Below are 20,723 nucleotides of genomic sequence, written 5' to 3'. Positions count from 1 at the left end.
ATAGGGATTGGATTTCCCGCTACCCTAACCCAATTCGACCGTTTTGTTCAGATCCGATTCGTCATTCTCTTTCCCCGTCAGTTTCTTGAACATATTCTTCACCAGCTTCATCCTGTTGCCGGCTTCCCAGTACTCGGCGGTTTCCGCTTTAATTTTAATTAGGACAAGACTCGGATCATCGCTCGAAACCCCGAAAAACTTCTCGTAAATGGGGCTCCAAAGCTCTTCCAGCTTGGCCCGGTCTTCTATCAGTTCCGCCTCGCCGCGGACGGATACATACGATTTGTCCACGTAAGCGACGTTAACGCTCTTATTCTCAAGAAGCTCCCGATAGACGCTCTTATCTTTCATCGTCATAAACCACAGGTCCCCGTCGAACTCCACTTCCTGAGTGCTCATCGGCCGGGAAACGAGCCCGTCGCTGCTTATGGTCGTGAGCATGGCGACGTCGATGCCTTTGATTAGATCCCGGACCTTCTCGACAGCTTCCTGATTTTTTTCATAAGTGCTCATTCTAACATCCCCTTCATGCGTTTGTCGGTATACGAATGGAACCATCTGAAAGGTTCCTGCCAAGTGCGCAGTCTCTCTTCTATTTAAACCAAACGGATGGACCGGCAAACGGGAGCTTCTAAAGCTTGGACGAAGCTTACTTCATCCTTCTCCTAAAAAGATTCCGAAGCGTGCGAGGCTCCCGGCGTACGGATGCTTCGCGTCCCATGACGGTAAGCAATCAAGCCGGGTTAATGATTTTCGATGCTGTCGCGGGGAACACAAAAGGAAGCCCCCTAATGCGGGAAGCTTCCTTGATTCATCGGCTTTTCGGATAAAAGGTTTCCGGGCGATGCCCGCCGCAAGCTTGGTCAGCTTCCGGCCAATTCCGCCAGCACCTCACCCAGCCTGTCGAGGTTCTGTTCATTGGCTTCCGCACAGTAAGGCTTGGCCTCTTCGAACTCCTCTTTTACCTTGAAACGCTGGCGGAACGTAACCTTGGTGCGTCCATGCAGATCCTCGAAGGTTCCCGTTAACCGGAATTCGTGACCGGATAAATGATCCAGCACAACCCGCTCCGGCGCCAAGATCTCGGCAAAGACGCTGCGGTTGGGATAATCCGTGCCATCCGGTCCGTGCATGGTGAGGGTCCACGTGCCGCCCGGCTTGATGTCGCACTCGTGAAACGTATTCGTGAAGCCCTTCGGTCCCCACCACCGGGCTAACAACTCGGGGGTTGTCCATGCCCGAAAAACGAGCTCCCGCGGTACATCGTACTCGCGCGTGGTTACGAGTTCATTTTCACCGGTCGCCATGCTCATTCCTCCCCTTCCAATGCTTTGCCCAGTGCGTCCAGCAGCGCATGTGTGCCGTGTTCCCGCACCTCCGGCGTATCGTGACCGTCAAAGAAGGCGCCCTGCTCCGTGAAAATAAGCTTCGTGCCACCCTCCGTCTCCATCAGATCGATCGTTGTGATAGAGACCGACATGCGCGTATCGCCCGAATCCAGGGTATACGTATACACAATGCGCCGGTCCGGGACAAGTTCCTGATAGCTCGCGTCGAAGGTAAAAACCGGACCTTCCGGCGGCCCGCCGCTGCTGTACTCGCGTCCGCCGACCCGAAACTCGAAGATGTCCGGCTTCGAAAACCACTTGGCTTTGGCATCGGGGTCGGCCCAGGCGTGATACACCCGCTCCGGCGATGCGGCATAAACCTTCTCGACGACGAAGGTTGCATGTTTGACGAATCGTTCGTTCATTGTTTGTCCTCCTCAGGTTTCGGCATTCCATTCTCTCCCGCAAGGTAGTCTCCCAACCGGTCCAAATGTCGTTCCCAGCTTCTCTGCCGCTCAATGACAGGCTTTTCAAATCCCGTTTGCATCGCTTGCAAAAGGCCAGTGAAATCCTCTACCGTTACTTGCGCCCTTCCCTGCATAAGCTTGGATACATGTCCGAGCTGATCCAGCAGCTTTTGCTGCCGCCTCATATGCTCTTTGATCCGGTCTATCTGCAAATGGACGATCTCAAGCGGACTGATTTGCCCGCCGGTTAGGACCGAGCCGATCTCTTCGAGAGACAGCCCCAGCTCCTTAAGCGACAAAATCTGGTGAAGGCGCGACAAGTCCGGCTCGCTGTACAGCCTGTGGCCGGATTCCGTCTGGGCGGAGGGAGAGAACAAGCCGATTTGATCGTAATAACGCAGCGTACGTACGGTAAGACCCGTCAACTTGGCGAGGTCTCCTACTTTCCAATGCTTCTTCATGCATCATCTCCGCTTCATTAGCGCCAGCTGTATACCGGTAACTGTATTATAAAAGCTTACGCTGCGTAAGCTGCAAGCGAAATCACGATCCGCTCCGGAATTTTTTTCAAAATGAGCATCCCTCTTGATTTAAGTCAATGAACCGTTCCGAGATGCCTATTACAATAAAATCCATACAGCAACTGGGGAGGTAATGTTGTGGTTCCATCGAGAATACAGCGCACGGATCAGCGAACAGCGGCTCTGACTGCCGGCATCGCGTTGATCGTCATGTCGCTTGCGGCATTTTTTTCTTACGGCTATGTTCATGGAAGTCTTGTTGTGCAGGGCGATGCAGGTCTCACCTTTCAAGCCGTCACTTCTTCGAGGACCCTTTTCAAAGCGGAAATCTTGGGCTGGGTCGTCATTCTGATCTGTGACATTGTGGTCGCCTGGGCTTTTCACATCTTTCTGAAGCCGATTCATCCGGATCTGTCCCTGCTCGGTGCATGGTTCCGTCTCGCCTACACGGCTGTTTTGGGAACCGCTCTGCTGAATTTACTCGTTGTGCTGCTGCTTTCCGGCCGAGCCGGCTATTTATCCGTTGTTGATACCGGGGAACTTCATGCCTTTATGATGATGCACTTGGAGGCGTTCGAGCTGATCTGGTCGATTGGTTTGATTATTTTCGGAGGGCATCTGCTGATTGTAGGCATTCTGGCTTTCAAATCTGACCGCATTCCTAAGATCATTGGCATTTTCCTGTGGTTGGCTTCCATCGGCTATATGGTCATTCACCTGTGCAAAACGTTTCTTCCGGACAACGAGACGCTTGCGATGCTGCTTCATGTCATATTTATGATCCCGATGGTTGTAGGGGAATTGGGCTTTGGAGTGTGGCTGCTGGCACGAGGGGGAAGAGCACGGAGTAAGACGCGGATTCTTCTCAAATCTTATCCCGCTTCACCCGATTCTTAATTCTGCTTAATGATTCGGGGGTCATACCGAGATAACTTGCCAATTGATGCTGGGGTACACGGCCGATCAAATCAGGGCGTTTTATTTCCAGCGCTCTGAAACGTTCTTCGGGGGTAGAGGCGATAAAAGCAGCGAATTCTTCCTGCACCTGACCTAAATTTTGTTCAATCATCCTGCGTGTCATGGATTCTAACTGAGTGTGTCTGGCATACATATCTTGTTCGATCTCCAGCCTGCCGACAACCACTGCGCAGTCCTCCAGACACGTAAAGGTGTATTCCGAAGATTTGTCCGGCTTATGGTGATTGAAAATCGCGACGGCTTGTTCTTCCGTGTAGAAATTCGTAGTCGTCTCTCTGCCCGCTTCATCTATCGAGAACTGCCGGACACAACCCTTCAGCACGAAAAAACAGGCCGTGGGAACATCACCTTGTTTAAGGAGCACGGTCCCTTTTTTATACTCCTTGACAGGAATCTCTTCAAGGACAGCCTGCCTTTGTTCTTCGTTAAGGGATGTATACCGGGTCAGATACTTGTGCAGGATTTGTTTCATTCTGCTGTACTCCCCCTTACGACTACGATGGGATGCTTGCCTGACCCGCAAGCTGCGGTCTCCGGTCCACGCATCCTTAAGTTACATCCGCAGCTGAAGCCCGATGGCCGGCTCGTCACGGACGCGTTTCTAGCTGTTCAGTTTTTTAAACAGGCTTGCTAGTTCCGCTTTCTCGTCATTGGTTAATTTTTCGAATAAATTCCGGCGCAGTCTCTCCCCCTCCAGTGTGGCTCTTTTCAGAACCTTCGCCCCTTGGTCGGTGATGCCCAAATAAATGATGCGGCGGTCGGACTCGTCTACCGTACGAACAGCCAGCTTTTTGGCGACGAGCTTTTCCGATAAATAGCTGAGCGTCGGTGGCGTAAGCCCCAGCATTTTCGCAATGTCCGAAGGCCGGCTTTTCCCGTTCTGCTTGAGATGACCAAGCACAAGAACATGAGAGACGCCGAGGTCCTCGTTGAATGTTTTGTTCCACTGGACAATCAACCCGTTCGTGAATTTGTCCATGTTATGTATAAGTTCGAAAACCGTTTGCTCTTCCATAAAATCCTCCTTGATAAAAAGAAACGACAGCCCCGATGAAAATGAGGGGCTGTCATAATTTTACACGCTATTGCGCGGAGTATCCACCATCAATAACTAACTCGGCTCCCGTAATATAGGAAGAAGCGTCGGAAGCCAGGAACAGGGCCGCCTTGGCGATATCGTCCGGTTGTCCCAGGCGCTGCAGAGGCGTCATTTGAATCAAACGGCCCAGCAGGTCTTTGGAAGTGCTCAGAGCCTGAGTCATCGGAGTTTCGATGATCCCCGGGAACAGAGCGTTCACGCGGATGCCTTGACGGCCGAATGCCGCGGCAGCCGCTTTGGACAGAGCGCGTACAGCACCCTTGGATGCGGAGTAATGGTTGAAACCTTGGCCGATCATAGCCGTGTACGAAGAAATGTTTACGATGGAGCCTTGCTTCTGCTCAGCCATGTACGGAGTAACATGCTTTATACCGGCAAACGGGCCAAAGCCGTTAATGGAGAGCATTTTCTGCCAATCCTGCGCGTCGATTTCCTGGAAAGGTTTTTCCGAAGAGATGCCCGCGTTGTTCACGAGGATGTCGATTTTGCCGAAGCGCTCGTTTACTTCCTTCGCAAGCGCCGCCCAGTCTTCATCGGAAGCCACGTTCAATTTCATCCCGTGTACATTCTGCTTTTGGCTGGCTCTCTCAAGCGCCTCTTCATTGATGTCCGCCGCGATAACGATGGCGCCTTCCTGTGCGAAAAGATCTACCATACGTTCGCCGATACCGGAAGCTCCGCCGGTAATGATCGCTACTTTGTTATCCAATTGTCCCATTTTACATGCTCCTAACGTAGTTTGATTGAACCGCCGTCTACCATAATGGTTTGGCCGGTAATATAATTCGAGTCGTCACTTGCCAGAAATAGGGCGACACGGCCGATATCCTGTTCCGGATCGCCGAGACGGCGAAGCGGAATACGCTCGATCATCGCGTCATACAGGTGCGGGGCGCTCTCACGCCATTGTTCCACGCCCGGCGTCAGTGCGATCGGCGAGATCAGGTTGACGTTGATGCCGTCCGGACCCCATTCGTTCGCGGCAACGCGGGAAATGGCGCGAATCGCTTCCTTGGCGGCCGCGTAAGAGGTTTGCGTCACTTGTCCGTCAAGACCGGCGCCCGAAGCGAAGTTGATGACCTTGCCCTTCGTTTTTTTCAACTCGGGGTAAGCGGCCTGCATGAAATGAAACGTCGGGTAGAAGCCTGTTCCGAAGGACAGGTCCAGCAGCTCCTGCGTTGTCTCCACGAAAGAAGCCTGTCTGGAAGCATGCGCGTTATTCACGAGAATGTCCAGCTTGCCGAACTTCTTGACGACTTCATTTACGATTTCATTGGCATTTTCTTTTACGGAAATATCCTTGATAAAAAGGCATCCTTCCGTGTGCTGATTGACTTCCGCAAGGGTTTCCTGCCCCTTCTGCTCGTTCACGTCAACAATGGCGACATGTGCGCCTTCTTTAGCCATGGCAAGGGCAATACCGCGGCCGATGCCCGAAGCGCTGCCTGTGATGATGGCTACTTTGCCTTGCAATTTCATGTGTAGGTCCTCCATTTCTCTGTGAATGATTTTGCCGGCCGGTTTAGTTCCATAAACCGGCCTGCTCCAGCTTCTTCTTCCCGCCGAAGGCAATGCTTATGCAGACGATGTTAATGACTAGCATAATGCCGATGGCGTACAAGACAGGCGTGTAGCTTCCCGTAAAGTCGAATACGAACCCGTAGGCCGGCAGAGCGATAATCGAAGAGATCGCGAGGCCCATGGAAGCATTGGAATAAATCTGGCTGTATTCCTTGTTGCCGAACAAACTTGATGTAAGAGCCGGTCCCAATGTCCCAATCGAAGCGGAAACCAGACCGAAGAGTCCTACGGCCAGCGAGATGATAACCGTGCTGGAGGACGCGAACAACAACATGCCGATCGCGATCACGCCCAGAGTCATGGCGATAAACGTGGTATTCTTGGCACCGATCTTATCGCTTGCAAAACCGATAATCAAAGACCCGATCAGCACGCCGATCATATTGATCGCCATCACATTGCCCGAAAAAACAACATCGAAACCTTTGCTCGCCAAGTACTTGGGAATATGCACCGAGAAACTTGCGGCGGATGTGATCAGGAAGAAAAACGCGATGAGCGCATAGAAGGAAGAGGACTTTTTGGCCGCAGCCAGTGTGACGCCTTTGTTTTCCGTTTCTGCAGCCGCAGCGTTGGCCGCAGCACTGCCTGCGGCTTCCGCTCCATAGGGAAGCGTTTTCTTTTCAAGAGGTGATTTCCTTAACAGCAGGAGCACTATGGGAACCACAATCACGATAACCGCAACACCAACGATGATGTAGGAGGTTCTCCATCCTTGATTGGCAATCAGATTGCCTACAACCGGTTGAGAAATTGCGCCGATCGCTCCGCCTGCGGCTCCCATAATTCCAAGGGCCAAACCCTTGCTTTTTTTAAACCATTGGTTAATTAATACCGGTCCTGCGAGTACGGTAATGAATACGCCGCCCATAGCGAGAGGAATCGCCAGGATGTACCAGCCCCATACAGAACTCATCAATCCGAACAATGCAAACGCTCCGGCTTGCAGAATGATCGCGCCGCTTAAAAGCGTACGAGTATCATATTTCGCAAGCAGTTTACCGCCGATCGGCAAAAAGACCATGGTCACGATAGCCGAGACGCTGAAATAGAGGCTCAAGCTTCCCATGCCGACGCCAAGATCTTTGGATACTTGCGCCAAAAAAAGACCGGCTGAGTTATTCAGGGTACCTTTACCCAAGCCGACCATAATACATAGCCCTAGCAAAATCCACCACGCATAGTGAATTCTCCCTTTGTTTTGGCTCATAAAATTTGTTCGCTCCCCGCTTCTAATATCCGTTCCAACTAAGATGACGTTCCATTATGCCATTCTCACAAATGGCGAAGCCTATCATTTTGTTCTACTCCGGTTCTTCGATACTCGACGGACTCCTTTCGTGGAGGAACAGACATGATACATGCGATATAATATTTAGATATCGAAATATTATATGTCTAAATAGTAACAAAATATTTTCCCAGCTGCAACGGAGAACAATGGAAAAGTTCATTAAAAATTCAAGATTTGGGTTTCGAGTATCGTAAATCTCCTTGAAAAACGTAAAAAGAGGAGCGTCTGCTCCCCTTTGCCTGCCTGATTGTGAGGCTAATAAGTTAAGTCTATCCTTTTTCTAGGAAATGATGCGTTCCCAAGGCGGACGCTCCAGCTTAAACCACGTACTCCGCCATAATGTGCTCGATATCGTAGGGAGTAACCCCTCTATCCACCGAAAATATCGTATCCGCCTGATCCGCCGTATCTACAATTTCTCCTCTGGCTTTGGCATGGAGGGCGAACAAGTCGTACAGATCCGGCTTCCGCAAAGTGCTCATCGCTTTGCCGATCAAGACCATTCCCTTCTGGTTCCCTTCCACATTGTTCTGGTAGTGAGGTTGTCTCGTGAGGGAGAGATCCGTCCAAATGACCGTACGTTCCACCAGATCCAGGATGACGGGAACGGCAATCCGCGTATCGGCGGTGATATCGATTTTGTTGACCACCGTCGCAGGCTCGAAGATTTCCCCGGAACCGGGCTTCTTGCGCATCATCCAGCCTGCAAAGCACTCCGGCAAATCGCAGTACGGCTGTTCCGTAAAGGAATGCAGGGAAGCCACAATATAACGCCCGCCGTATTCAACGATGGAAGGAATATGAAGATCGATGAACTCGCAGGCCCCTTGAGGAGCCGAAACGATGTCTCCGCTGTGGACGGCCCGGTACTTGGAAGACCTCAGATTTGTATACGAAATGTGCTCCACATACTCCCAGTTGCGGTCGTACATGACTGCGGACAAGTCGATGTCCACGCGGCCCGTTGGCTTGCCGTCCACGGTTCCTTCTTTCCACCAGTTGAAGAAACGGATCGTATCTCCCTCCGCCATCGGCACACGGCTTCCCCGTACAAGCGTATGCAGCGCTTTGCTTGCCGATCGTTGGGAAAATGGGACATGGTAGTCCTTCAAACGTATATCGACATGGGTCTTCCCCAAAGAAGGCAGCTCGGAGAATCGCTGAACCAGCGTCTTCTCGCATACCTCGACGATGTTCCGGCATGCCGTTTCGCCGATCTCGGGAAGCGTATGGGGAATCGCAAACGCTTTGGCCGTATTGCCTTTCGGGAAGAAGACACGCAGCTCGGGACGCTCGGGACGGCGGGCAAAATGATTCTTCACCTGCAGCAGCACGGGCGTCGATACCTGGTCCGCCACTTCGCCGAATGCCAGCACGACATACTCCGTGTGAGGGGTGGAACGCAGCAGTTGATCCAGTCTTCTTGCGAATTCACCCGGACGCCGCATCAACAGATCGATCAAAGTCCACACCTGCCCGTACCGGAAGGCAAGTTCCACGCTCCCGCCGAAGGTCGTGAAGGGCTTGTTATTGCGTAATATTCCGAAAGCCTCCTGACAACGTGTAAACCGGTTCTTATACTCGGAAGGATGAAGGATCTCTCCGAGCCGGATCCAGCGGTCCTTATATCTCCGCATATCTTCCGTCAGGGAAGGACACCGTTCCAGCAGGCCCAGCAGCAGCCGTCTCTCGCTGCGCTTAAACTTGCGGAAACGGGCGGGCTCGGCGAGACTGACATCGCCATCCGACCAGGCCGCGGCCAGGCGCAGGACATCCGTTGCGGTTTTAAAGTATCGTCCGATCCGGTCCGTGCCCGCTTTGTCATGCTTCAACAAGGAAGCCGCCACGAAGGCCGCATTCTCCTTGAACGGAATCTCGGGCGGGAGGATGGCCTCCAGTTCATCCGGGTCCGCGCATGCTATAGCCGCATCGATATCTCCTTTGTCTGTCTCCGAAATCGATGTCTTGGCTTGAACCAGCCGGCTTATCATGACGTGAAAATCCGCTTTGCTTCCAAGATCAATCGCTTTCAGGTTTACTTCGTCCCGCAGCGGAAGTCTTTCCTGCGTCTCATACTCGGGCAAATCCAGCGTTAGATAATGATAAACGGCGTTCCAATAAAGCTCCGCATCATATTCCCGCATCACCTGCGCCGGAAAGCCGGGATACATCGGCTTATACTTCACATGGGCACCGACCAGCCTTTTCAGATCACCGATCAGCCCATGATAAAATTTCTCAAATTGCTCCTTGGATAAGGTGGACACGGCACGCATCAAGCGGCGGGAGAACGTAAATCCAAGAGATTCGATATTTTTTAAGGCCGCGGCCAGGTAAGCTTTAGAAAGACGACCCGCGCCTTCTCCTTGCTCCACAATCACTTTAGCCGCTCTGCGTACATAGATGGTATTTATGTTCATAAAAAGAGTCCAGGAAAGCCATATCCCTACTGTGTTTGGCGGAATGCCCTTAGAAGGAAGGACTATGATAGCCTGGACGCCTCCTCTCGCGAATAGAAATCCTTCAGGAAAGCTGCGACCCTAATTCGCCCAATGAAGTAGAAGGAAGGATCGCAATAGCCTGAAGTTCAAGGTTCACAGTCCGTGACTCCGAACCTTTGATGGATTCATCATCCCATATTCCGCGGCAGGCCAACAGGGCGAAAGTATTACGACTATGGAAAAGATAAACAACGCGGGCGCTATTCGGATATAAAAAAAAGCGTCTGCCGCAGAGCACGGCAGTCGCTTGATCGGTGAGGTTTTCCGGCGGATACTATCCGCAATCAGGGCACAAACAAAGTTCCCTGCATACACCTGCTCCGCTGCAGGCGTGACAGACAGCGGCGGACCCTTATTGCAGCTCTCCCTCAAGAAATCGGATGAGGTAGGTTTCAGGCTGCGTAAGGAATTCCGTAAAGCCGCATAAATCCGCATACTCCTGATGCTCTACGTCATAACAGCCTATCAGGCCTTTTTTCTTCGGATTCCAGACGAGGAGCAGATCCGAGTAGTTGTCGATATCGGCCGATAGGCGCAGCAGCTTTTGCCGGCCGATTTTCATCTCAAAAGTATCGGTCAGAGTGAAAAAGTCAATATGCCCGATCTCATACTCATTGGGCGCCAGCTCCAGACGCAGCTTGTCTCCGGTAAGAAAGGTGAGCAGTTCATCGGTCAGCTTGTACTTTTTCAGCTCAAACTTCTTGTTCTCCCGATCATGAAGCTCTGCCGGCTCAAGAGATTTCAAATAATCGGCCAAAGCCGCATCCTTATTGCCGACCGCAATCGTATATGCCCGGTCGCCGTCCTTTTCCGTTATCGTAACGTCCGCGCCGCGTTCAATCAAATACTTGGCCATCGCCATATTGCCCATTCGCACGGCAACGGTTAAAGGAGTCGCCTGATAAGGATAGACCTGATCCGCCTTATTGTAATTAATGTCCGCCCCGTGATCGAGTAAATACGCGAGCGTCTTAAGATCATGGTCCGAAGCGGCCTGGCGCAGTACGGCGCTGCCGTGCCGCTTTATATCCAATCCCATCTCATGGAGGAGCGGAATATTGTTCTTATTGCCGTAGTAGGCCTGGGAATAAGCGCCCGTGCCGATATGATTGAGCTTGTCCATCCTGGCCCCTTGCTCCGCCAGATAGCGGACGATGTCTTCCTTGCAGTAGCGGACAGCACGCAGAAAAGCCGGATTATCGGGGACATTCAGGTTGACGCCGTTCTCTGCGAGCAGTTTTACAACGTCCAGTCTTTCCGATATAAGCGCCAGGTCGAGCGGACTCAGTGTCGTATATTTACCCAGTACGATACCCTCTTCGATATTCCAGCCGGCCGCAACGGCTTCCCGTAAAGCCGGCATATTCCCTTTGTAAATGTGCATCGCGATTTCCGGCAGCTTCTCGAACTTTCCGATATCTTTCAGTTGGATCATCGATTATCCTCTCCTACCCATGTCTTATATTAAATATAGAAAAGTAACTGGCAAAAAACAACAGAGACCCGGCCGTTGGGCACGATTGCGGCCATTAGCCGGGAAGCGAAAAGCTTGCCTCTTCGCGCGCTGTCAAACCTCCCGGCTATGCAAAAAAGAGAACCCGGCCGCAAAGCCGGGCTCTCTCTTTATGTCTCACGATTCGCTTACAGGTGCGATCCGCCGCTCGCGTCGATCAACTGGCCGGTTACCCAGCGGCTGTCCGGCGAAGCGAGAAAGGCGGCGACGTCCGCCACATCCTCAGGCTCTCCCCACCGGCTAAAGACGGAGAGTCCGGCCGCACTTTTTTGCCCGTTCGGATCTTGCAGCGTTCCCGCATTCATCTCCGTGTTAATGATGCCCGGCTGAATGGCGTTTGCCGTAATCTTGCGGCTCCCCAGCTGTTTAGCCAGAAGAAGGGTAAACGTGTCGATAGCCCCCTTCGACATACTGTAGGTGAACACACCGGGAGAAGCGGCGCGCGTCACAAAAGAGGACACGTTAATAATGCGCCCGCCGTCCTTCAGGCGCGGTAAAGCCTGCTGGGTAACAAAAAGCGGAGCTTTGACGTTAATCTTCATCACTTCGTCAAAAGAAGCCTCCGTCGTCTCTTCGAGGCTGAGAATTTGCCCGATTCCGGCATTGTTGACCAGAATATCGAATCCGCTGCCGCCCGTATGTTCCCGGATCGCCTCATCCAGTGCCGCGAATAAATCATGGATGCCCTCAAGAGAGCTGAGGTCGGCACCTATCGCGCACGCTTTTCCTCCGCTTTGGCTAATCTGCCGGACCACCGCCTACGCCTCGTTACGTCTTTGTCCGTAATGCACGGCGACAAACGCGCCTTCCCGGGCCAGACGCAGTGCGATAGCGCGGCCGATCCCCCTGCTCGCTCCCGTTACTAAAGCAATTTTACCTTCCAGTTCCCTCATGCTCTCATCTCCTTGTCCGAATTCAAGAAGAATATAGCACAGGATAAATTTTGAAATGTTGCTCTTATATTCGGTCTAAGGGGCTGGGACTCTCGCATGCCGCTCACTTATTTCGTAAGTTTAGGAGAATTGACAAAAACCTGCTATCGGATTTTCCATTTGCTCCAAGCATTTCCTTCCGCTCAAAAATTCAGCCAAGCTGCTCTTCCGCACAGCTGGAACGGATTCCTTCTAAGGCGGTTAGCACCAAATGCTGTACATAGGGCTCATCCAACGCGTCCCCTGTCACCAGCAGCCGATAGAAAATCGGTCCGTAGATAAGATCGATGCATATGTCAATGTCGAGCTCTTTTTTCAATTCTCCGAGTTGAACGGCCTTCTCCAGAAGACCTCTTGCCTCAAGCCGGCGGGGACGGAAGAAACGGGTTCGGTAGGCTTCCGCCAACCCTGCATCAAACTGTCCTTCGCCCAGTAATTCCGTAATGATCTTTCCTTCACGGCTTGTCAGAAACCGGGTTAAATTCGTGGCGTGAATGACAATATCATTCGTTGCCGAGCCTGTATTAGGCACGGGCAATCTGGCTGTGGCGGCGTACAGGAAACCGTCCATTACCACGGCAGCCTTGTTAGGCCACCATTTATAAATCGTGGCCTTGCTGACTTGGGCGCGATCGGCAATTTTATCCACTGTGACGGCCTGAAAGCCGTTTTCCAGCAACAACTCATAAGAAGCGGAAAGGATAGCCTTCTGCGCTTCGACATTACGCGGTCTGCCTCTTTTGCCATTCATCGTAATCGTCTCCTTTCGTCCAAACCTCGCTTAACCGTTAAGAAACTACACGTTCAGTATACCAATTGTGAATAAAAAAGAAAGTTGAAACCACCTATTTACAAAACCATACGTTCAGTATATTATTTGGTTACCAATTAATAAACTAAACGTTCAGTATTTAAAATCGATGAAGGGAGTAATTATCTTCTGAAGAACCCCACACGAAATTGTAATGGCATGGAACCATGCAGTCACTGCTTCACAGCATGATATTTCGATATAAGGAGTTGTCTATAATGACTGCTTTAAAAAAACAAACAACCGAAAAAAATATCCCCGCATGGCTAACCCTGCTGCTGGCAGCCGCATGCGGCATCATTGCAGCCAATCTTTATTATGCGCAGCCTTTGATCGGGGAAATCAGTGCCTCAATCGGGCTGTCCGCAAACAGTTCCGGTTTTATCGTGACGTTAACGCAGCTTGGTTATGTAGTGGGTTTGTTGTTTGTCGTGCCTCTGGGGGATATCGTTGAAAATCGTAGGCTGGTTGTCGTTTCTTTACTTCTGACTGGGGCCGCCCTTGCCGTCACGGCCGTGTCGAAACAGGCTGTCCCCTTCTTAGCCGCTTCGTTTGTCATCGGATTAGGGTCGGTTGCCGCGCAAGTACTCGTCCCGTTCGCATCCTACCTGGCAGCGGAAACTTCACGCGGCCGCGTTGTCGGCAATGTCATGAGCGGGCTGCTGCTTGGCATCATGCTTTCGCGTCCCCTGTCGAGCCTGGTAGCGGACTTCTTCGGCTGGCATGCCGTATTCGCTCTGTCGGCCCTGGCTGTAGTAATTCTGGCTGTCGTCCTCTCGAAGGTGCTGCCTGCCAGAAAACCTTCGACAGACACAACCTATACGGCTCTGCTCGGTTCGATGTGGCACCTGCTGCGGACAACCCCGATCCTACGCCGCCGGGCTGCCTATCATGCCTGTGTGTTTGCGACCTTCAGCTTGTTCTGGACAACGGCGCCGCTGCTGCTATCCGGTCCGCTCTTTCACTTTTCCCAGAAAGCCATCGCGTTGTTCGCGCTTGCCGCAGTCGCGGGTGCCATAGCGGCACCGGTAGCCGGACGGTTGGCCGACCGCGGCTGGACCAGACCCGCAACAGGGATTGCACTCGCTGCGGTCGTTATTTCTATGCTGCTGCCGCTTATAATCCGTACGGGTTCATCCGTGGGAGTAGTCGTTCTCGTCGCTTCAGCCCTGTTATTGGACGCCGGCGTATCCGCAAATCTTGTACTTGGACAACGCGCGCTCTTCTCACTGAGTCCGGAAATCCGCAGCCGTCTGAATGGGCTTTTTATGGCTATTTTCTTCTTTGGCGGAGCCGTCGGATCGGCAGTCGGGGGATGGATATTCGCCTCGGGGGGATGGAGCGCCGCGTTATGGATCGGAATCGCCTTCCCGGTCGCTGCACTGCTTTATTTTGCCACGGAAAAGAAACAGGTTCTATGAGCAGTCATCCTTAACACGATGTTAGAGCAGCCAGGAAATGTACGGATGCACTGCACCCAAAGAGACAGACTGACCTCTGCCGTAAAAACAAAACCATCCCTGGAAATTAATTATTCCTTGGATGGTTTATCAATCTTTTTTGAGGATTCCTGATCGTTCAATAAATCAAGTCGTCAGTTTCGCATACGCGATAAAGAAAACCATCATCTCCCCGACGATCGCATAATTCGGTACAGGGAAAATTAAGTTCAATGCTATGCAGCAGCCCAATATCCCTAATAATACGCCCAAGTGATAGGGCTTCAAACGCAGATGTTTCGGTCTGTACAAGTGAAAAACCAGAGAGGTGGAGAAAAAATAAAGAAGAACGGACCCGAATGCAAACATCAACATGAACGTATAATTCAGTTTCTCTTGATATAACAGCTGGATGGCAGCGGCTAACATACTCATGGACAAGTAGATGAATAAGTGTCCGTAAATAATCGTCTGGCCGGCCGTTTGGATTTCCTTACTCACTTTGGTTTCAACATTTTCAAAGTACTGCCACCAGATGGCGATCACTAAGACGCTTGTAAACGCGACAAACAAAACGGAGGGCAGATCCCAGCTGTTGAACTGCAGCACGGCCAGAATACTGACCACCGATTCTCCTAAAAGAATGAGCGTAAATAAAGCGAAACGTTCAAATAAGTGAGGGGTATGTATAGGTGTTTTTACCAGATGTTTTCGCCCGACTAAGGGAAGTATAATATCGACGGCAATTCCCAAATACAGAACGGCATAACGGATCCACGAGTCAAAGAAAAGCGAACAGGAGGATATCAGAATTCCGATCAAAAAGTGGGTCCCCAAGTAAGAAGCGGTCGATTGCTGATGAGCGGCTTTGGATTTATGCACCAGCAGATATTGAATGGCGGTCAGCGCTCTCGAGCCTATATATCCGATAAAGAAGGGAATGTAGTATTGATCGAAATCGGGAGACAAGCTAGCTGTCATGATTAAAATAAAAAAGAGCTGCAAAATGCCCAATATTCGATGGATAAAGATATCTTGACCGAATCGGTTTACAAAAAGCGTTTGTCCTACCCATCCCCACCAGATCGGGATAAAAATCAGAACAAATTTGACTAAATATTCGATGGGAATAACTCCGTTTTCCGCATGCAGCAGAACATGAGTTGCTTTGGAGACTGCCGCGACAAAAAGAAGATCATAAAACAGCTCTAACCAGGTGACCTTTTTCTCAACCATACCCTTATAATCCCCCTACCGGATGCCTGTTCCTCAAAGATGATTTATTTATTATACCAACTTTCCAGCCGGGGTCTATAGGATTTAAGGCTTACCATATAAGGGCGGTCCGTTGTCAGGTCTATCCGACCCTGATGTTCCTGTTATCGGGGTGAACGTCCGCAGGCTCGCAGTCATTCATACGCAGCAAGATATATTCAATTTCCTCCAGAGGCATTTGCAGTTCCTGGCCAACCTCATAAAGTCCCTTATCCTGTGCGAGAAGCTCCCGCGCTCTATTTATTTTTCCGTCGAGCCAGTTATTTTCCTGCATCCAGCCTTTCACCAGAGTCAGCAGGCGGTCCCTGGTATCCTTATCCGCGTGCTTCTTGTATTTCGCAACCGACTCCGACAAATAATCGTACAACCGGATGCCCAGCGCCTCACGCTGCTCGTTCTTAGACATTCGCAGATACTGTTCATAAATTAGGCTGATGTCTAGTGCCAGCATATTATCCGAACTATCAAAACGTCTGAATGTTCTTCGTTCATAGCTTTCAGGCAGAACCCGAAATACTACAACGACAGCATACGGAAAATCCCATGCCCGGGCCGCTTCCTCCAAGGGCAGCAGTTCATCTCTCAATTGCCCCACGCACGTTCCATGTATATCTGCATAAAAGGAAAGTTCCATTCCTTCCTCCTTTTAGTACCGTTTTTGACCCGTCTAAAAAAGCCGCCGTTTTGCAAGCCTCATCTGCTGTCCGAATACGGCTCGCATCCTTTTGACACCAGCCACTGCCTTATAGCGGCAAACGCCTCTTGCGCCGGTGCGTCCTGTTCATACATGACGGCCACCTCCTGCTTGTTGGCATAATTAAATCTCACATAACCCCCAAGTGTCTGATAGAAGAGGTGACAAGAATAATCGGTTTCAACGGACAGATCCGGCGGAAAAGCAGCCCGGCACATTCCGGACAGATCCGGCAGCGAAAGCTGATCCAGTCCCGGCGGCAGCCGCAGAAAGAGATGGCTCCGAGTCCCCGTCCACGGTTCGTAATAAGCGGCCCTCTCCCGGCCGCATCCGTACACCTGACGATAGATTTCGTCCAGCACCGAAGCGTATGTCCTTTCATCTTCCTGCTCACGCGCCCGAAGAGAAACAGCCGTCACTTGTTCCCCGTGACGAGGCAGCCAGATCAGCCCGGCCGTCGGGGGATGCACCGCCAGAAAATCGCCGTCCACAGTCGTGCCGATAGCGACACACTCTCCGATCTGGCGCTCGGTAATCGGGCTGTCCGCGTCATGCTCCCACAACCCGTATTCGGCAAATGGCTTAAGCACCTCCGGGTCCGGCAGCTGGACATTCATCCAGCCGCTATAGGTCCCTTCGCCGAAGGAACGTAAAAACCGGAGATAGCCGGGTGGAAAACAAGCGGCCACTTCCTCCGCAATCGTTCGGTTGATGCCCTCAGGCAGCGGTTTAGGCCGGGATACCAGATACATGCATCTTTCCTCCTGTGTCATGATCTTTCAACCTTCATTACGACTTCATTATACTATATATTGGAACGGCTTCTATCCTCCCCCTTACAGTTTGCAGTCTGTTGAAAATGGCCTGCCTATCCATCCGGCCGCTCTTCCTGCCGCAAATGCAAAAGAACCTTCCACCCAAAAAGGATAGAAGGTTCTTTTTATAAGAAAATCAGCTGTACGCCAATTCTTTTTCAGCCAGACCAAGCGTCTGCGCAGTGGATGCAAGAATTTCCCGGAAGAGCTCGGGATTATTCAAGAGGGACAGGCCGTAAGAAGGAATCATTTCCTTGATTTTCGGCTCCCACTCTTGTATATGCTGCGGGAAGCATCTTGCCAGAATCTCAAGCATGACGTGAACGGCGGTGGAAGCCCCCGGAGAAGCGCCGAGCAGTGCGGCGATCGAACCGTCGGCGGCCGTAATAACCTCCGTACCGAATTGAAGGGTACCTTTGCCGCCGGCTTCCGTATCCTTGATCACCTGCACACGCTGGCCCGCTACGACGATATCCCAGTCCTCGCCTTTGGCGTTCGGGATAAACTCGCGCAATTCTTCCACGCGTTTTTCATTCGACAGCAGTACCTGCTCAATCAGGTATTTGGTCAATGCCATCTCTTTGACGCCGGCGGCTAACATCGTCAAGACATTATCCGGTTTCACCGACGTGATCAAGTCAAACATGGAACCGGTTTTCAAGAATTTAGGCGAGAAGCCGGCAAAAGGCCCGAACAGCAGAGACTTTTTGTTGTCGATATAGCGTGTATCCAAGTGCGGAACGGACATAGGCGGAGCTCCGACCTTTGCTTTGCCGTATACTTTGGCATGGTGCTGTTCGATCACTTCCGGATTGTTGCATACCATAAAGAGCCCGCTTACCGGGAATCCGCCGATATGTTTTCCTTCGGGAATGCCGGACTTCTGCAGCAGGTGCAGGCTTCCGCCGCCGCCACCGATAAAGACGAATTTCGCCGTATGGCGCTCGACGCTGCCGTTATCGAGGTTGCGTACTTTCAATTCCCACGATCCGTCGGCGGCACGTTTAATATTGTCCACGCTATGTTTGTAATGCATCTCCACATTCTGGGTCTGCAGGTACTCAAAAAGCATGCGCGTTAAAGCGCCAAAGTTGACATCCGTCCCTGAGTCGATTTTCGTAGCCGCGATCGGTTCACTTGAAGTACGGCCTTCCATAATAAGCGGAATCCATTCCATCAGTTTCTCCGGATCATCGGAAAATTCCATCCCTTGGAACAAAGGGTTGCTCGACATCGCTTCAAACCGCTTTTTCAGGAACGTAACATTCTCTTGCCCCTGTACCATGCTCATATGCGGAATCGGCATAATAAAGTCCTGCGGATTGCGGATCAGCTGTTTGTTTACAAGATAAGACCAGAACTGTCTGGAAAGCTGAAACTGTTCATTGATTTGAATCGCTTTGCTTATATCTACGGAACCGTCCGGTTTTTCGGAAGTATAATTAAGCTCGCACAGTGCGGAATGGCCTGTACCCGCGTTATTCCATTCGTTAGAGCTTTCTTCTCCTGCCTTTGCGAGTTTCTCGAACACTTTAATTTCCCATTCCGGCACTAGCTCTTTCAGTAACGATCCCAGAGTCGCGCTCATGACCCCGGCACCGATTAAGATAACGTCTGTTTTCATGATAACCTTCCTTATCCTCTATATTTATAAAAAAAGAGCAGGCACGCCTGCTTCGTATAGTAAAAAAGCAAGGCACCACCTAAGAACAAACCGATTCTGTCTCCACTATAACCCTATCTACTCTATTATAATTATTTTTACACTAAAATATCTACCATTAAGTACTTCCAAACGCCCTAAAAACAAAAAAAACCAAGTCCTTAACTCAGTTTATGCTGAATTGAGGAGTCTGGTTTGTGTTTTTTTGTGAAATCTTCTAGACTACCGTCTATTTCGGTCCTCTTGTTTTAGTTCGTCCGGCGCTTTTTCGATATCGGGGTCAGACTGCCGGCCGGCCGTCTCCGGATGAATATGTTTAAATAGTTTAAAAATATAGACTTATTTTCTTGGTTAAATTAATCTTGTTAGGTAGGATCATTTTTCCATTTCCGAATAAGGAAAGGGCCTCGCCTGGGGCATTGTCATTGGACGCCGTGTGCTTAAAGCTGAGAAGACTAGCGGAAAACAGTTAACGAAAGGTGAGATAAACGATGGGATCTTGGGGTACGGCATCACTGGAAAGTGACGAAGGACTGGACGTTCTTCATGCGTTAACGGAATACACAGCGGAGCGTAAATCGGTCAAGTTAAAAGAGCTGATCACTCATTTCAGGGAAATCGGATTCCTTGCGGAGGACCCTGAAGAGGAAGATTTCCTTTACGATAATACGGCCATCGCTCTGGCTGAAATCGTATGCGCCTATATCGAAGACGGAAAGACGAAGTACGAGCAGCTGAACGGCCTGAACGAGATTGTCCTGGAGACAGAGGATCTGCGCGAATTAAAGCAGCTGGTTCAGCAGGTGCTCGATAATAAAGGCGGCGACCGCGAGCTGTATGAACTGAGAGACGGAGATTCCGACTGGACCGTACATATGGAGCATGTGGTCCGTACTTTGTCGGGTCGGCTGTAAATGCCGGACACCGCCGCTTAACACGGCCGGCGGCATCCTATCAAGCCTCATCATGCAACCTTTTGCGATGGCCGCCAGTGGAAAGGTATTCTACTGCTTTCCATTCATAACAAGCTCATATTTCTTGAAAATCCACGAAGCCGCCAGTTCATTTGCCGCATTTTCGCTTATGCGCACAGGCGGCTTTTGCTTTTGCTCTTGCCCGGCAGCCGCTTCACGGACTGAATAACGAAGCGGCTTCGTGATTTTTTTCGTATAGCTTGCCAGTTCCTCAAAAAACGCATAAGTTAACGGCCGGTGTTCCCGGATATCTTCATACACATAATACTTGCCTTTTTCATCCTCCCGATTGATTTGGAAGCCTTTGGGAAGCGAAAGCATGATATACGGCAGTTCATCTTCCGCCCACTGACCGTGATAAGGAAACCCGACTCCTTCATTTTTTACAAAGAATCCGGAGCTTTCATTACCCCTAGCAATAGAAATGGAGTATACGAAGAAAGGGTGGTAATCGGGCCTTTCCTGCGCCGTAAAATACCGGTAAAACGCTGTATAAGCCTCGTATACCTGATTCTGGTCGTGTTTGGTCTGAGCGTAATTACTAAGTTGAAACTGCGTTTCTTTTGGGTTAAAGAGCTCCAAGATATTTTTAAATTCCTCCGGTGTTACAAAAAATTTCAGCTTATAAAATCCGCTGTGTTTCAATCGATCCATTTATCTCACCGCCAAATATAGACTGGGGATACAAGCCAGAGTTTGGCCTCCCCGCATCTAATAATGTCTGCTACCTATATTCCACACGGCCCCGCGTCCTCCTGTCTTCCTCAGAACATTATTTTATACGGTTCCCGGTCGTTCTAGCGGCATAATTAGAATAAAAACCCCTTGCTATAAAGCA

The 20,723-nt window shown here is 50.8% G+C and carries 20 protein-coding genes and 1 pseudogene; 3 read left to right on the top strand and 18 right to left on the bottom strand.

The features are described 5' to 3' along the window. Positions 1-24 precede the first annotated feature (24 nt). The 4 genes from C4S74_RS11445 to C4S74_RS11425 all read right to left on the bottom strand — a co-directional run bounded on the left by C4S74_RS11445 (position 25) and on the right by C4S74_RS11425 (position 2,256). Entirely contained in the window at positions 25-513 is a 489-nt protein-coding gene (locus C4S74_RS11445; protein WP_103995460.1) for a pyridoxamine 5'-phosphate oxidase family protein, read from the bottom strand. Positions 514-863: 350 nt separating this feature from the next. Further along, entirely contained in the window at positions 864-1,307 is a 444-nt protein-coding gene (locus C4S74_RS11435; RefSeq protein WP_103995458.1) for an SRPBCC family protein, read from the bottom strand. A gap of 2 nt (positions 1,308-1,309) precedes the next feature. After that, positions 1,310-1,753 (bottom strand): SRPBCC family protein, encoded by a 444-nt coding sequence (locus C4S74_RS11430; RefSeq protein WP_103995457.1) that lies wholly within the window; start codon positions 1,751-1,753, stop codon positions 1,310-1,312. Further along, positions 1,750-2,256, bottom strand: a complete 507-nt coding sequence (locus C4S74_RS11425) for a MerR family transcriptional regulator (RefSeq protein ID WP_103995456.1) — start codon at positions 2,254-2,256, stop codon at positions 1,750-1,752. Before C4S74_RS11425 ends, C4S74_RS11430 begins: the two co-directional genes overlap by 4 nt. 198 nt (positions 2,257-2,454) lie before the next feature. Between C4S74_RS11425 and C4S74_RS11420 the strand changes: the two genes are divergently transcribed. Further along, entirely contained in the window at positions 2,455-3,213 is a 759-nt protein-coding gene (locus C4S74_RS11420; protein WP_103995455.1) for a DUF4386 domain-containing protein, read from the top strand. On the opposite strand, the gene C4S74_RS11415 is transcribed toward C4S74_RS11420, so the two are convergent. From C4S74_RS11415 to C4S74_RS11375, 9 genes and pseudogenes are all read right to left on the bottom strand, one after another. Continuing rightward, positions 3,182-3,766, bottom strand: coding sequence for a Crp/Fnr family transcriptional regulator (locus tag C4S74_RS11415; protein WP_103995454.1), 585 nt, complete (start codon positions 3,764-3,766; stop codon positions 3,182-3,184). The genes C4S74_RS11420 and C4S74_RS11415 overlap by 32 nt on opposite strands. Positions 3,767-3,895: 129 nt before the next feature. Further along, complete coding sequence (locus C4S74_RS11410; protein WP_103995453.1) at positions 3,896-4,309, bottom strand: MarR family winged helix-turn-helix transcriptional regulator; 414 nt, start codon at positions 4,307-4,309, stop codon at positions 3,896-3,898. Positions 4,310-4,376: 67 nt separating this feature from the next. Next, positions 4,377-5,111, bottom strand: a complete 735-nt coding sequence (locus tag C4S74_RS11405; protein ID WP_103995452.1) for an SDR family NAD(P)-dependent oxidoreductase — start codon at positions 5,109-5,111, stop codon at positions 4,377-4,379. A gap of 11 nt (positions 5,112-5,122) precedes the next feature. Then, positions 5,123-5,872, bottom strand: a complete 750-nt coding sequence (locus C4S74_RS11400) for an SDR family NAD(P)-dependent oxidoreductase (protein ID WP_103995451.1) — start codon at positions 5,870-5,872, stop codon at positions 5,123-5,125. A gap of 43 nt (positions 5,873-5,915) precedes the next feature. Continuing rightward, a complete protein-coding gene (locus tag C4S74_RS11395; protein WP_103995450.1) occupies positions 5,916-7,184 on the bottom strand; it encodes an MFS transporter in 1,269 nt (422 codons plus the stop codon). 401 nt (positions 7,185-7,585) lie between these two features. Further along, the gene (locus C4S74_RS11390) at positions 7,586-9,688 is read right to left on the bottom strand and encodes a TerD family protein (protein WP_103995449.1); all 2,103 of its coding nucleotides are present in this window, start codon (positions 9,686-9,688) and stop codon (positions 7,586-7,588) included. Between the two features lie 433 nt (positions 9,689-10,121). Further along, positions 10,122-11,204: an ankyrin repeat domain-containing protein gene (locus C4S74_RS11385; protein ID WP_103995448.1), complete on the bottom strand. Its 1,083-nt coding sequence runs from the start codon at positions 11,202-11,204 to the stop codon at positions 10,122-10,124. 206 nt (positions 11,205-11,410) lie between these two features. Then, a pseudogene (locus C4S74_RS11380) lies at positions 11,411-12,175 on the bottom strand (SDR family oxidoreductase). A 190-nt stretch (positions 12,176-12,365) separates the two neighbouring features. Further along, positions 12,366-12,965, bottom strand: coding sequence for a TetR/AcrR family transcriptional regulator (locus tag C4S74_RS11375; protein WP_103995447.1), 600 nt, complete (start codon positions 12,963-12,965; stop codon positions 12,366-12,368). 278 nt (positions 12,966-13,243) lie between these two features. Between C4S74_RS11375 and C4S74_RS11370 the strand changes: the two genes are divergently transcribed. Continuing rightward, positions 13,244-14,446, top strand: a complete 1,203-nt coding sequence (locus tag C4S74_RS11370; RefSeq protein WP_103995446.1) for an MFS transporter — start codon at positions 13,244-13,246, stop codon at positions 14,444-14,446. A 165-nt stretch (positions 14,447-14,611) separates the two neighbouring features. On the opposite strand, the gene C4S74_RS11365 is transcribed toward C4S74_RS11370, so the two are convergent. From C4S74_RS11365 to C4S74_RS11350, 4 genes are all read right to left on the bottom strand, one after another. Then, positions 14,612-15,700, bottom strand: coding sequence for a low temperature requirement protein A (locus tag C4S74_RS11365; protein ID WP_103995445.1), 1,089 nt, complete (start codon positions 15,698-15,700; stop codon positions 14,612-14,614). A gap of 121 nt (positions 15,701-15,821) precedes the next feature. Beyond that, on the bottom strand, positions 15,822-16,373 hold the full coding sequence (locus C4S74_RS11360; RefSeq protein WP_103995444.1) for a hypothetical protein: 552 nt from the start codon (positions 16,371-16,373) through the stop codon (positions 15,822-15,824). 59 nt (positions 16,374-16,432) lie between these two features. Beyond that, positions 16,433-17,185, bottom strand: coding sequence for a hypothetical protein (locus C4S74_RS11355; protein WP_103995443.1), 753 nt, complete (start codon positions 17,183-17,185; stop codon positions 16,433-16,435). A 199-nt stretch (positions 17,186-17,384) separates the two neighbouring features. Beyond that, the gene (locus tag C4S74_RS11350; RefSeq protein ID WP_103995442.1) at positions 17,385-18,872 is read right to left on the bottom strand and encodes a malate:quinone oxidoreductase; all 1,488 of its coding nucleotides are present in this window, start codon (positions 18,870-18,872) and stop codon (positions 17,385-17,387) included. Positions 18,873-19,402: 530 nt separating this feature from the next. On the opposite strand from C4S74_RS11350, the gene C4S74_RS11345 reads away from it, so the two are divergent. Next, positions 19,403-19,825 (top strand): DUF4259 domain-containing protein, encoded by a 423-nt coding sequence (locus C4S74_RS11345; RefSeq protein WP_103995441.1) that lies wholly within the window; start codon positions 19,403-19,405, stop codon positions 19,823-19,825. Positions 19,826-19,915: 90 nt separating this feature from the next. Here C4S74_RS11345 and C4S74_RS11340 read toward each other — a convergent pair whose 3' ends face one another. Next, positions 19,916-20,539, bottom strand: coding sequence for a hypothetical protein (locus tag C4S74_RS11340; RefSeq protein WP_103995440.1), 624 nt, complete (start codon positions 20,537-20,539; stop codon positions 19,916-19,918). Positions 20,540-20,723 lie beyond the last annotated feature (184 nt).

It is taken from the genome of Paenibacillus sp. UNC499MF (assembly GCF_900107975.1).
In the GTDB taxonomy this organism is placed as follows: Bacteria; Bacillota; Bacilli; order Paenibacillales; family NBRC-103111; genus Paenibacillus_F.
Note: the sequence above shows the minus strand (reverse complement) of the source record. Positions and strands in the feature narration are given on the sequence as shown.